At 63.7% G+C, this 13,596-nt stretch carries 11 protein-coding genes; all 11 read right to left on the bottom strand.

Annotated elements, in window-relative coordinates:
• Nucleotides 1-8: 8 nt before the first annotated feature.
• The 11 genes from UB31_RS17070 to hydA all read right to left on the bottom strand — a co-directional run bounded on the left by UB31_RS17070 (nucleotide 9) and on the right by hydA (nucleotide 13,594).
• A complete protein-coding gene (locus tag UB31_RS17070; protein WP_082078536.1) occupies nucleotides 9-932 on the bottom strand; it encodes an ABC transporter permease in 924 nt (307 codons plus the stop codon).
• Nucleotides 929-1,870, bottom strand: a complete 942-nt coding sequence (locus UB31_RS17065) for an ABC transporter permease (RefSeq protein ID WP_045007111.1) — start codon at nucleotides 1,868-1,870, stop codon at nucleotides 929-931. Before UB31_RS17065 ends, UB31_RS17070 begins: the two co-directional genes overlap by 4 nt.
• A gap of 17 nt (nucleotides 1,871-1,887) precedes the next feature.
• The gene (locus UB31_RS17060) at nucleotides 1,888-3,492 is read right to left on the bottom strand and encodes an ABC transporter substrate-binding protein (protein ID WP_045011678.1); all 1,605 of its coding nucleotides are present in this window, start codon (nucleotides 3,490-3,492) and stop codon (nucleotides 1,888-1,890) included.
• Nucleotides 3,493-3,646: 154 nt separating this feature from the next.
• Nucleotides 3,647-5,317 (bottom strand): nickel ABC transporter ATP-binding protein NikE, encoded by a 1,671-nt coding sequence (nikE, locus tag UB31_RS17055; RefSeq protein WP_045011677.1) that lies wholly within the window; start codon nucleotides 5,315-5,317, stop codon nucleotides 3,647-3,649.
• Entirely contained in the window at nucleotides 5,314-6,162 is an 849-nt protein-coding gene (locus tag UB31_RS17050; protein WP_045011676.1) for an ABC transporter permease, read from the bottom strand. The genes nikE and UB31_RS17050 overlap by 4 nt, the downstream gene beginning before the upstream one ends.
• On the bottom strand, nucleotides 6,159-7,193 hold the full coding sequence (locus UB31_RS17045) for an ABC transporter permease (RefSeq protein ID WP_045011675.1): 1,035 nt from the start codon (nucleotides 7,191-7,193) through the stop codon (nucleotides 6,159-6,161). The genes UB31_RS17050 and UB31_RS17045 overlap by 4 nt, the downstream gene beginning before the upstream one ends.
• 29 nt (nucleotides 7,194-7,222) lie before the next feature.
• The gene (locus tag UB31_RS17040; protein WP_045011853.1) at nucleotides 7,223-8,842 is read right to left on the bottom strand and encodes an ABC transporter substrate-binding protein; all 1,620 of its coding nucleotides are present in this window, start codon (nucleotides 8,840-8,842) and stop codon (nucleotides 7,223-7,225) included.
• Between the two features lie 107 nt (nucleotides 8,843-8,949).
• Nucleotides 8,950-10,386, bottom strand: coding sequence for an NAD(P)-binding domain-containing protein (locus UB31_RS17035; protein WP_045011674.1), 1,437 nt, complete (start codon nucleotides 10,384-10,386; stop codon nucleotides 8,950-8,952).
• On the bottom strand, nucleotides 10,383-11,132 hold the full coding sequence (locus tag UB31_RS17030; protein ID WP_045011673.1) for an SDR family oxidoreductase: 750 nt from the start codon (nucleotides 11,130-11,132) through the stop codon (nucleotides 10,383-10,385). Before UB31_RS17030 ends, UB31_RS17035 begins: the two co-directional genes overlap by 4 nt.
• Nucleotide 11,133: 1 nt before the next feature.
• Entirely contained in the window at nucleotides 11,134-12,108 is a 975-nt protein-coding gene (locus UB31_RS17025; RefSeq protein WP_045011672.1) for an NAD-dependent epimerase/dehydratase family protein, read from the bottom strand.
• A 16-nt stretch (nucleotides 12,109-12,124) separates the two neighbouring features.
• Nucleotides 12,125-13,594 carry a dihydropyrimidinase gene (gene hydA, locus UB31_RS17020; protein WP_045011671.1) on the bottom strand — a complete coding sequence of 490 codons (1,470 nt, stop codon included), beginning with the start codon at nucleotides 13,592-13,594 and terminating at the stop codon, nucleotides 12,125-12,127.
• Nucleotides 13,595-13,596 lie beyond the last annotated feature (2 nt).

Here is a 13,596-nt window from a genome sequence, read left to right as displayed (position 1 = left end):
TCGAAACATCAGAGGCTCTTGGCCATGCGCGGATCGAGCGCATCGCGAAGGCCGTCGCCGAGCAAATTCACCGCGAGCACGGTCACCGACAGGAAGGCCGCCGGAAAGAACACGATATAGGGCTTGACCTGCCACAGCGCGCGGCCCTCGGCCATGATGTTGCCCCAAGACGGAATGGTCGGCGGGGTGCCTGCGCCGATGAAAGACAGGATCGCTTCCGTGATCATGGCGCTGGCGCAGATATAGGTCGCCTGGACCAGCATCGGCGCGAGTGTGTTGGGCAGGATGTGGCGCAGGATGATCATCGGCGTGCGCGTACCGCAGGCGACCGCCGCATCCACATAGGGTTGTTCGCGCAGCGACAGCACGACGCTGCGCACCAGGCGCGAGACGCGCGGGATCTCGGCAATGGTGATCGCCAGAATGACGTTGCCGACGCTGCCGCGCGTCAGCGCCATCAGCGCGATCGCCAGCAGGATCGGCGGGATCGACATCAAGCCGTCCATGAAGCGCATCAGGATTCCGTCCGCCCAGCGGATGAAGCCGGAGACGATGCCAATGGCAAGCCCCACCGTGGACGCGAATATCGCAACGGACAGGCCGACCGTGAGCGAGACCCGCGCACCAAAGAGCACGCGGGAATAGATGTCGCGGCCGAGCACGTCGGAGCCGAACCAGTAAGCGGCCGACGGCGCGCGGGTACGTTTGGCGGGCGCGAGCGCGGTCGGATCGACCGTTCCGAGGTAAGGCGCGAAGATCGCAATCAGGACAAGAATCAGCAGTAGCGCGCCGCCGATCGCGACGGTGGGATGGCCGCGCAGCAGCCCCATGAAGCCGCGCCGGATCCTGACAGGACGAAGGATATCGGGCAGTTGCGGCGCGACGGCGAATCCGGCCGGGAGCGTTTGCGGGTTGACGGTCATGTCGGTCAATAGCGGATCCTCGGGTCAACGATCGTGTAGGTGACGTCGATCATCAGATTGACCAACACGTAAACAAAGCTGAACAGCAGCACGATGCCCTGGATCACTGGATAGTCGCGCCGCAGGATCGCATCGATCGTGAGACGGCCGAGGCCAGGAATCGCGAACACGCTCTCGGTCACGACCGCGCCGCCGATCAGGAGCGCGATGCCGATCCCGATCACGGTGACGATCGGCACCGCGGCGTTCTTCAGCGCGTGAATGAACAGGATGCCGCCCTGCCCGAGCCCCTTGGCACGCGCAGTGCGGATATAATCTTGCTGCAAGACTTCAAGCATGGTGGCGCGCGTGATGCGCGCGACCAGCGCGATGTAGACGCAGCCGAGCGCGACCGCGGGCAGGATCAGGTTTTGCAGCCACGGCCAAAAACCCTCCGTGAGCGGCGTGTAGCCCTGCACCGGAAGCCATTCGAGCTCCAGCGCGAAGACGTAGGCGAGCACGTAGCCGACGACGAAGACGGGCAGCGAGAAGCCGAACACGGCGAATGCCATGATGGCGCGGTCGATGAAGCTGCCGGCTTTCCATGCCGCCACCACACCGAGCGGCACCGCGACCACGATCGTGAGCAGGAGGGTGACCATCATCAGCGACAGCGTCGGCCCGAGACGCTGCCCGATCATCGTCGAAACCGGCAGATTGGTGAAGATCGAGGTGCCGAGATCACCATGCAGGATGCGCCAGACCCAGCTTCCAAACTGGATCAGGAAGGGCCGGTCGAGGCCGAGGCTCTGGCGGATGCGCTCCACATCCTCCGGGCTTGCCTGGTCGCCCGCGATCACCACGGCCGGATCACCCGGCGCGATGTAAAGCAGGCTAAACACGAACAATGCAACAATCGCCATCACCGGCAAGGTGGAGACGACGCGCCGGAGGATAAAGGAGAGCATCTGGCCTCAGCGCAGGATCATGCGGACTTCGATACGCCCCAGAAGAAGGGCAACGGTCCCTTGACAACGCCGGAGACGTTTTTGCGCCACGCGGTGTAGCTCAGGAAGAAGCCTGTCGGCGCGTAGACGACGTCGTCCATTGCTGCCTTGTTGAGGCGGCCGATGGCGGCCTTTTCCTCATCGAGGCTCTTGGCCTCGAACCAGGACGTGACCTCCTTCTCGGTCGCGGGGCTGTTGGGCCAGCCGAACCACGCCTTGTCGCCATTGGCGCGAATGCCCGTGTAGGGAGCGGGATTGATGCAGTCCGCGCCTGCATGCCAGGTGTGGAACATGTTCCAGCCACCCTGCCCCGGCGGCGTCTTCGCCGCACGGCGGGAGCCGACCGTGCCCCAGTCGGTTGCAACGAAGTCGACGTTCATGCCGAGCTGCTTCAGGAGGTCCGCGGTCACGTCGCCCATTGCCTTGGTGATCGGCTGATCTTGCGCGACGAGGCAAGTCACCGGCTGGCCGGAATAGCCGCTCTCGGCGAGCAACTTCTTGGCCGCGTCGAGATCGCGCTTGCCCTTCAGGATCTCGCCACCCGCTTCGGTGTAGAGCGGCGTATCCGGCGTAAAGAAGCCGGGCAGCGGCTTCCACAATGAATTATCGTCGCCGACGATCGCACGCATGTAGTCTTCCTGATTGAGCGCCATCAGCACCGCGCGCCGCGCCCGCACGTCGTTGAAGGGCGGGTAAAGGTGGTTCATGCGGAACGAGCCGACATTGCCGAGGGGATCGCCGATATCGACGCTGATATTCTTGTTCTTCTTCAGGACCGGAACCAGATCCGCGATCGGATTCTCCCACCAGTCGATCTCGCCATTTTGCAACGCGGCCGCCGCCGTTGCCGGATCCGGCATGATGATCCACTCGACGCGATCGACCAATATTTGCTTGCCGCCGGCAAGCCAGGATGATTTCTCCTGCCGCGGCACATAGTCGGCAAATTTTTCGAACACGGCCTTGGCGCCCGGGACCCACTCGCCCTTGGCGAACTTCATCGGGCCGGAGCCGATATAGTCGGAGATCTGCTTGAAGGGGTCGGTCTGCGCGATGCGCTCCGGCATGATGAAGGCGCAAGGCGAGTTGCCCTTTCCGAGTGCGTAGAGCAGCTTCGGATAGGGCTGCTTCAGCACCCATTTGAAGGTGCGGTCGTCGACGGCGGTGAGCTCCTGCTGAATCGCCTTGAGCATCAGCCCCATCGGATCGCGCGCCGACCAGCGCGTAAGGCTCGCGACGACGTCCTTGCTCAGCACAGGCTCGCCGTCATGGAATTTGAGCCCTGATCGGAGCTTGAACGTCCAGGTCGTGCCGTCGTCGGTCACCTCCTCGGACTCGACCATCTGCCGCTGCGGCTGGAGCGAGGCATCGACGCCGTAGAGCGTATCCCAGACCAGGGCCGCGGCATTGCGCACGACATATTGCGTGCCCCAGATCGGATCGAAATTGGCGAGGTTGGCCTGCGGCACAAAGCGCAGGGTCCGGGCTGAGGCGCCTTGCGCGATCGCAGGCGCCGAGAGGCCACCCGACAATGCCAGACCGCCTGCGCCAGCCAGTCCCTTCAATACGGTCCTGCGATCCATGAATTCCTCCCAGTAATGCCGTGATGCCGGCCGTTTATTGGCCAAGAGCAAGTGAAACAGAGCCCATTAGCGTGCAAATGGTATGCCAGTAACCACGCCTTCGCCAGCGAGATCTCATCGACTTTCTGGCTAGTCCAAGTACCAAAGAACGGCCTCAAAGCGCGGCCGCCAGCGCTGGCCCGGTCTCGATATGCGGGATCGCCTCGACCAGCTTGCGGGTGTAGTCGGTCTTCGGATTATCGAACAACGCCCGGCTTTCGCCTTGCTCCACGATGCCGCCATTGCGCAGCACGATGGTGCGGTCGCAGAGCATGCGCACCACATTGAGATCGTGGCTGACGAACAGCAGCGCGATGTCGTTCTCGCGCCGCAAGCGGTCGAGCAATTGCAACACCACCGCCTGTACCGAGACGTCGAGCGCGGCGGTCGGCTCGTCGAGCACCAGGAGCCGCGGCCGGCAGGCGATGGCACGGGCAATCCCGACGCGGGCCTTCTGACCACCAGAGAGCTGATGTGGGAAGCGCGGCAAGAGATCCAGCGGCAAGCCTACCCGCTCCGCACATTCTTCGACCCGCTGCCGCAGCTCGCTGCCCGCGCGCATATCGTCGAGCCGCATCAGGGGGTGGGCGATGCAGTCGAAGGCCGTGAAGCGCGGATTGAGGCTCTCGTTCGGGTCCTGGAAGACTATCTGGATGTCTTTGCGAAAGCGCGAGCGGTGAAAGTCCCGCGCTGCCACATGCCCGATCGACTGCCCGTCGAACACGATGTCGCCTTCGCTCGGATCGATCAGACGGCAGATCATCCGCGAGGTCGTGCTCTTGCCGGATCCGGATTCGCCGACGAGCCCGACGCTCTCGCCGCCGGCTATCGTCATCGAGAAGTCGGCAACCGCCGCCGAGCCTTGATCAAAACGCTTGGCGAGTTTCCGAACCTCCAGCAGCGGCGGAGTCCCGTGCGCGAGCTGCTGCCTCGGCTTGCTGATCACTGCCGCGTGTCGTTCCCGCTCCTCCGCCGTCACGAGGTCCTCGATCCGCGACGTCGCTGTCGGCGATGCCGCAACCAGGCGCCTGGTATAGGCGTGCTGTGGTGTGCTGAAGAGAGTCTTGGGACTCGCCTCCTCGACAATACGCCCTTGCTCCATCACGGCAATGCGGCGGCAATATCGCGCCGCAAGCCCGAGATCGTGCGTAATCAAAATCGTGGCCATGCCGCGGGCGGCAGCAATATCCGCCAACAGATCCATCACGACCTTCTGCGTGGTGACGTCGAGACCCGTCGTCGGCTCGTCGGCGATCAGCAGCGCGGGATTGCAGGAAATCGCGATCGCAATCATGACGCGCTGGCACATGCCGCCGGACAGTTCATGCGGATAGGCATTCATCCGCTTCTCGGGATCGCGGATCTGGACGGCGCGGAGCAGCTCCAGCGCTTCGGCACGCGCGGCATCCTTCGATATCCGCTTGTGGGTGAGGATCGCATCCGCGATCTGCAAGCCGATCGCCCGGATCGGATTGAGTGCCGCCCGCGGATTCTGGAAGATCATCGACATCGCGGCGCCCTGGAGCTGACGGAGGTCGTCGCCCCTGAGCTTCGTGATGTCCTGGCCGCGAAACAGAATCTTTCCGCCGGTGACGCGCCCGGCCGAATCCAGCAGCCTTGTCGTGGCAAAGCCGGTGACCGACTTGCCCGAACCGCTCTCACCGACAAGGCCAAGCATCTCGCCGGCCTCGACCGTGAGCGTGACGCCACGCACGGCCTCGACCAGTCCACGCCGCGTCGAGAACGAGACGTGGAGGTCGTCGATCCTGAGCAGTTCCTCGCTCATGTGCGCATGCGGGGATCGAGAATGTCCCGCATCCCGTCACCGAGGAGATTGAAGCACAGCACCGCCATCATCAGCGCGAGGCCCGGAAAGGCCACGAGCCACCACCGCCCGGTCGAGATGAAGCGCGCACCCTCCGCGACCATGATGCCCCATTCCGGCGTCGGCGGCTTGACCCCGAGGCCGATGAAGGACAGGCCGGCGGCATTGAGAATGGCCCAGCCGAGATTGAGCGAGATCTGCACCGCCATCGCCGGCAGGATATTTGGCAGCAGGAAGCGCAACACCACCGAGAAATGGCTCTCGCCGCAGGCGCGCGCGGCCTCGACCCAGCCGACATTGCGCCTGATATTGACCTCGGCGCGTGCGAAGCGAATGTAGAAGGGAAGATTGATGATCGCGGTTGCGATGACGATGTTCTCGATCCGGTTGCCCAGCGCTGCAACCATCGCCATCGCCAGCACAAACAGCGGAAACGCCATCATCACGTCGACGAAGCGGCCGACGCTGCGGTCTAGCCGGCCCCCGGTATAGCCGCAGAACGAACCGACGACGGCCCCGATCACGAAGGAAATGCCGACCGCGGAGACCGCAATCGCAAGATCGAGCCGGGCCGCAACGACGAGGCGACTGAATACGTCGCGCCCGAGCTGATCGGTACCGGCAAGGTGCGCCGCGCTCGGCGGCAGCAGCGCTTCCGAGACATTCGAGACCACGGGATCATAGGGCACGATCCACGGCCCGAAGATCGCGACAAGAACGAACAGGAGGACACCGGCGGCGGAGACGCCGGTGAGTGGATTGCCGCGCAGGATCCAGACCGAATGGCGGAAGGTTGCACTGGTCATTCGATCGATACCCTGGGATCGGCAATGCCATAGCAGACGTCGACGATCAGATTGACCAGCACGAACAGGCTGGCCATCAGCAGCACAAAACCCTGCACCGGCGCATAGTCCGAGGATAACAACGCATCGAGGGCATAGGAGGCGACGCCCGGCCAGGAGAACACTTTCTCCACCAGGACATTGGCGCCAAGCATGGTCGAGAACACGATGCCGGCGATGGTGATGACGGGCAGGATCGCATTCCTCAGCGCATAGGTGACGACCACCTTGTGCCAGGACAATCCGACCGAACGTGCGGTGCGCACAAAGTCGCTGCCGAGCGAGACCAGCATCGAGGCACGCGTGATCCGCGCCAGCGGCGCGATCACGAACAGAGCCATGCTCACTGCCGGCAGGATCAACTGCTTGCAAGCGGCCCACCAGCCCTCAATGTCACCGGCGAGCAGAAAATCGATCGACAGAAAGCCGGTACGCTGCGGCGGCAGCGAGGTGAAGACGTCGATCCGCCCGGTCGGATCAGGCGCAAGCCCGAGCAGATAGTAGAAGACATAGATCAGCAGCAGGCCCGAGACGAAGGTCGGCACGCAGACGCCGAGCGCGCAGAACAACCGCACGCCATGATCGACGAACGACCCTGGCCTCAGCGCGGCGACCACGCCGAGCGGCACCGCCGCAATCAGTGCGATCAACAGCGCGGTGAAGGTGAGCTCGAGCGAGGCCGGCAGCCGCTCGCGCAGATCCTTCAGCACCGGCTGCCCTGTCATCATGGAGCGGCCGAGATTGCCGTGGCCGATGTCGGAGAGATAGAACACGAGCTGCTCCGGCACCGACTTGTTGAGCCCCATCTGCTTGCGGATCTGCTCGATCTCTTCCTTGCCCGCATTGGGCCCCGAGGCGAAGAACACCGCGGGGTCCCCTGGCAGGACGCGCATCAACAGGAAGGTGAAGACCAGCACACCGAACAGCGCCGGGAGCGACGACAGAAGCCGCCTGCCCGCCCGCACCATCGTTGCACCAAGACCGCTTGTCACCCTGTAGCGTTCCTTCCCGTCTGCTGCCGTCACTTGCGGCTGACATCGCGATAGTCGACCTGACGATGGAATTCGTAGGTGTAGCCTTCGATCGACGGCGCCATGACGGCATCCTGGTTCGGCTGCCACAGCGGGATCTGCGGCATCTCGCTGAAATGGATCGCATTGAGCTTGCGGCCATCCTCCTCGTACTTGGCCTTATCCGGCTCGAAGCGAGCTTCCTGCGCGATTGCGGCCAGCTCGGGGTTATTTGTCGAGCTGTAATTCCAGCGCTGATTGCCAGTGTAGAAGTTGCGGTAGAAATAGTCCGTCGAAGGCAGCCAGGCGACGATGCCTTCGGTGAACAAGGGCAGCTTCTTCTCGTTGATCTGCGTCGACATCTGCGCGTCCGGCAGCTTCTGGATGTCGACCTTGATCCCGATCTTGGCAAGCGATTCCTTGATGAGAGCCGCCATCGGCTCGGCGGTCGAGGCTTGGCCGACGTTGAAGCTGAAGGTCGTCGAGAAGCCCTCTGGGAGACCCGCGGCCTTGAGATATTCACGAGCCTTGTCGAGATCGACCTTCACCGGCGCCTGGAACGGATAGATGCCGTTCAGCGGCTTGCCGTCGGGCCAGCTCGCACCGAACAGCGGCGCGCCGCGGCCGAACAAGGCGGCTTTGAACATGTCGTCATAGGGCAGCGCGAAGGCGATGGCGCGGCGTACATTGACGTTGTCGAAAGGCGGGATCTGATTGTTCATCGAGACGAAGGTGATCGCGTTGTATTGCGGTGTCGAGACCACCTTGAGTTTGCCCTTGGCCTCCAGCGACTGCACATCGCTCGCCTGGAGATCGACGACGATATCGGCATCGCCGCGTTCGACCAGATTGGCGCGGGTCGCCGGCTCCGGCACGGACTGCACGATCACGCGCTTGAAGAACGCCGGCTTATTGGCCGAGCTGCGATTCCAGGCCTCGTCGCGCTTGAGGATCACCTGCTCGCCAGGCTTGAACGTCTCGACCACATAGGCGCCGCTGCCGGCGGTGTGCTCCTTCAGCCAGGCGGTGGCCCAGGGATCATCCGTCGTCGCATGCTCCTTGGCGACCTTCGAGTTGATGATGATCGGGTAGACGGTGGCAAGATTGGGTAGCGCGAGCTTATCTGGGTTCGGCAGCGTCACCTCGATGGTGAGGGGATCGATCACCTTGAACTGGTCGGCCGACGTCAACGATCCCGTCAGGAGCTGCGCCTTGCCGAGGATCGGCGCGGTAACGCAGCGATCGAGCGACCATTTGACGTCCTCGGCGGTGACCGGCGAGCCGTCCTGGAACTTGGCGTCCTTGCGCAGATGGAAGGTGATCTTCAGTCTGTCCGGACTGACGTCGTAGGATTCTGCGAGCTCGCCCGTGATTGTGTCGAGATCGAACACCCATTTGCCGTTGAGCTGCTTGCGGCCGAAGGCCACCAGCCGGTCGTAGGTGCTCATGCTCAGTCCGAAGGACTCGCGGGTCGAACCGGGAATGTTGGGATCGAGCGTGTTGACCGATGCGCCGGTCACATAGCGCAGCGTTTCCGCCCTGGTTTGCGCCTGCGAGGGTGCGGTGGCGACGAGCAGCAGCGCGACGGTGGCGACGACGCAAGACGCCGGCCTGAAAGACACAAAACGCATTCGTTTTCCCTTGAATTTCGACAAAAACGCCAGCAAGGCAGGTTAAGAAACAAGCAAGTTGCGCGCCAATCCCGGAGGGGCGCTTCGTCGCGGCAGAGCATGGATAATCATCGTGATTCCTCCATTTTTTGTGCCGGCCGTGTGACTACGGCCTGCGGCACGTCATATGCGCTCAACGACGCCCAGTGACGTTCGATATCGGCACGGAACAGGCCACGCGTCAGGCCGTGGACCAGCTTTGGGACAGCGGTCGTCATCGCGTTGATCGACGATCCCGACGGGCCGAAGCTCATGGTGGACGCAATCGCAAAGAGATGGATGTTGGAGATCCATGGCGTCTTGCCGGGCACGCGCTCGGTGAAGGCGTAATCGTCGGCGAGATAGGGGAAACGTCCAAGCCGCGCGTTGCGTTCGCTCTCGGGCGGTTGGTAGCGGTCGGACCAGGTCGCGATGTTGGCGGCAAATCTGGAGAGTTCGCCGCGTCCGGCAAAATTCATGTCGATGCCGGTACCGCAAATGACGAGATCCGCGGCAATGGCGCCACGCGGCGTCTGCAATTCGATGCCTTTTCCTGTCTGTTGTACCGCCTCGATCGGCGCACCTTCGTGCAACGTGAAATTGGCATGACGCGCGCAGCGGTCGTAGGTAGGCTGCGGAAATCCTTCGCGCATCTCCAGGATGGTGCGCATGAAGCGCCAGCGCCAGGCATCGTCGAGATCGCTGAGATGGCGCAGGAAACCGCGAAAGGTCAGCCAGCGATAGGGCTGGATCACCTGGATTTGCGCACGGCGGCAAAGCAGATGCACCTCGGCAGCGCCTGCTTCGAGCGCCGTTGCCGCATTATCGAAGGCGGATGCGCCGGCACCTATCACGGCAACGCGCTTGCCGCGAAGGCTTTCGAAATCGATGCTGTCGGCGACGGTCGCGACCGAGCCGGCCGGCAGGTGTTGAAGCGACTCCGGAATCATCCAGACGCCCATTCCCTCCTGCCCTGTCGCCAGCACGATCTTGCGCGCATATAGCGTCTCGACGCCATCGGCACGCTTCACGTGCGCAGCGAGCAGGCCGTCGGCCGCAGGCGCGATCTCCAGAAGCTCGCAGCAATTGCGCACCGGCAATTCGATCGTGCGGCGCAGCCACAGCAGATACTCGGCCCAATGTCCGCGCGGGATCAGATCGAGCGTCTGCCAGCTCTCCTTGCCGAAGCGCGCTTCGTGCCAGGACTGGTAGGTCAGGCTCGGGATATCGAGGTCAGGACCGGTATAGTCCTTGGGGCTGCGCAGCGTCGGCATCCGCGCGTAGGTGAGCCATGGGCCCTCCTTCCCTTCCTCGACCTTGTCTAGCAGCAAGATGTTGCTGACGCGCGAGCGCAACAAACCGAAGCCGATGGCGATGCCAGATTGGCCGGCGCCGATGACGAGCACGTCAAGCGCCGGTTTGCCGTCCGGCCCCGTCTTCGGTTCGAGCCACGCTGCGCCGGGATGCGTGATCATGGCGAGATCGGCGCGAACGTTCGCCTCGAGGTCTGTCAGCGCGTCGCTCATGCCGCGAGCCAACCGCCGTCGACCACCATGACGGTGCCGGTCGTGAACGAGGAGGCGTCGCTGGCCAGATGCAGTGCCGTTTGCGCGATCTCCTCCGCCTGGCCGAAACGTTTCATGGCGTGCCGGTTGCGGGAGGCTTCGCGTACCTCTTCCGAGTTCGTGTGACGAGCAAGGCTGCGGCGGAGCATCGGCGTGTCGATCGCCCCCGGCGCAATCGCGTTGACGCGAATGCCGTCGGTCGCAAAATCCACCGCCATGGTGCGCGTCAGGCTGACGATCGCGCCCTTGGCGGCGATATAGGCGCTGCTGCCTTTGCCGCCGGCGATGGCGAGTTGCGACGCCAGCGTGATAATCGAACCGCTCTTCTGCCGCTGCATCTGCGGCACGGCGGCCCGCGCCCAAAGCCAGGTGCCGCCGACATTGGCACGGAACACTGAGTCCCAGTCTTCGGGACTGGTCGTCAGCACCGTGCCGCCACAGGAGAAGCCCGCCGCGGTCATCAGGATGTCGAGCCGGCCGTGTCGCGCTACAATCTCGCCGACAACTATCTCGGCGAAGCTGGCATCGCCGACGTCGCCGACATGCGTCGTTGCTTCGCCAACGAGGCTCAACGTCTCCGCAAGCCCAGCCGCATCGCGATCGACCAAAGCAAGATGCGACCCCTCCTCCGCGAACAGCTTTGCGCTGGCGCGGCCGATGCCGGAGCCCGCTCCCGTGATGATGGCCGTGCGCCCTTGCAGCCGCATGTCAGATCCAATCCTTGTGCTGCGTCAACCACGCGCTCATCGCGGCCGCGGACTCGGCACAGCCGGACCGCGCGCGCCAGCCGAACTCATCCGCCATCCGCGACACCGACAGCGGCGCGCGATAGGGTCCATGCAGCTTGATGACAGTTTTCTCGCCGGGCGCCACGAGCCGGCAGAGCAGGCCGGGATTTAACGCCGCAAAGGCCTCGCCCCATTGCAGCGCCGGCCATAACCCGCCGCGGGAGATGTTATAGAGCCGATGGCGCGGCCGCTCGGCTTCGATCAACACAGCCACGGCTTCGGCAGCATCCGGAGCGTAGATCCAGTCCCTCATGCCCGCTTCAGGCACGATCGCCACCTCGCCGCGGGCGAACGCCGCCAGAATCTGGAACTGGAGGCTCGGCGTATCGCGTACCGAGCTGGGTCGCTCCCACGGGCCGAACAGGGCGCTTAAGCGCACGCTCAGGAAATCGCCGCCAAAGAGCTCGGCATGGCGCGCCACCGATCGCTCCGATGTGAACTTGCTGATGGCGTAGAACGAGACGGGATCGCACGGCGTTTCCTCGTCCAAAATCTCGAACCGAGCGCCCGCGGCGCCATAGGCCGATGCCGACGACAGATTGACGACACGGCGAACACCATGCCGGATCGCCGCGTGCAGGATCGGGATCTGCGCCATCACGTTGACCTCGAGAACGCGCGCGGTCGACGCCCGTTCGAGATTATCGCCGGCGGTCACTGCGGCGCCCAGCACGATCGCATCAACGCCTTCGGCAATGAGGGCGTCGATGCCTTCCATATCATTGATGTCGCCCTGAACGACCTTCAGGCGCGCTTTGTAGTCGGCCAGCGAGCACTGCGCGGTTGGCGGAAGCGGCGCGCGATCATACAGTGTCACCTCATGGCCGCGCGCGAGCATCACCTCCGCAAGGTTCAGGCCGACAAAGCCGGTGCCGCCAAAGATGATGATCTTCATCTGGTGAAGCTCACCATCACAGCAGTTTCGCTCCAAAATTCCGTTCCGGGTCCATGTCGGCGACGAGCCGGCCAGTGGGCTTGGCTGCTTCGCCGCCGCTGCGCGCGAGGAACTGACCGCTGCCGGGGCTCGCCAGACACTTGTCGCCATCGACGATCACGCGGCCACGCGAGAGCACCGATACAGGCCATCCCTTCAGCTTGCGACCCGCAAACGGCGTATAGCCGGTGAGGTCGTGCATCATCTCGTCGGCGATCGTGGTCTCGCGATTGGGATCCCAGATCGCGATATCGGCATCGGCGCCGACCGCGATCGAGCCCTTGCGCGGATGTAGATTGTAGATTTTTGCCGGCGCCGTCGCGGTCAGCTCAACGAACTTTTCTAGGCCCAGCCGTCCCTTCGACACCATCGCATCGAACAGCAATGGCAGCCGCAGCTCCAGTCCCGGCAGGCCATTCGCGACCTGCTTGAAGTTCGGATTGGGGCCGGCGCGCAGCTTGCCGGTCTCGTCAAAGCGATAGGGCGCGTGATCCGACGAGATGGTCTGGAGATCGCCGAGCGACAGCGCCTGCCACAGCGCCTCCTGGTCGGAATGCGTCCGCGGCGGCGGGCTGCACATCCACTTGGCGCCATCGGCGCCGGGCTTGTCGAGATCGGCGGCGGTCAGGAACAGATATTGCGGACAAGTCTCGGCGAAGACCTTGAGCCCCTGCCCGCGCGCGTCGCGGATCACCTTGGCGCCCTCAGCAGTCGAGACGTGGAAGATCATGATCGGCTGGTCGATCAGCGCTGCCATGCCGATCAATCTAGTAAAGGCTTCGGCTTCCGACACCCGGGCGTGACTAACAGCGTGATATTTCGGCAGCGTGTAGCCCCGCGCGAGCAGTCGCTTCACCATCCAGGCGATGATGCCGTGGTTTTCGGCGTGCGCACACAGCATCGCGCCGGACTGGCGCGCAGCAAGGAGAATGTCGAGCAGTGGCTCGTCGTCGACCTTGAGCCGGTCATAGGTCATGAAAATCTTGATCGACGCATGGCCCTGTTTCACCAGCGCCGGGATGTGCTCTTCGACCGTCTCCTTGGTCGCGTCCGCGATGATCATGTGGAAGGCGTAGTCGATCACGGCGCCCTTCTTCGCCAACGCGTGATAATCCTCCACCACCTGCGGCAGCTTCATGCCGACATGCTGGGCCGCGAACGGGATCACCGTGGTGGTGCCGCCGAAGGCCGCCGACACAGTCGCACTCTCGAACGTATCGGCGTTCATGATGCCGGCGGCGGACAATTGCTCGATATGGGCGTGGCTGTCGACGCCGCCGGGCAGCACCAGCTTGCCGCGCGCGTCGATCTCACGCTTGGCCGGCGCAAGCCCGCGGCCGACGGCGACGATCGTTTCGCCCGAGATGGCGACGTCGGCTTCGAACACATCGGTGGTGGTGGCGACGCGGCCGCCGCGGATGATCAGGTCGTAGGTGGGTTCAGTCATGA

Source organism: Bradyrhizobium sp. LTSP849, assembly GCF_000938255.1.
Taxonomy (GTDB): Bacteria; Pseudomonadota; Alphaproteobacteria; order Rhizobiales; family Xanthobacteraceae; genus Bradyrhizobium.
The sequence above is the reverse complement of the archived record's forward strand: the minus strand, read 5'-3'. Positions and strand labels throughout refer to the sequence as shown.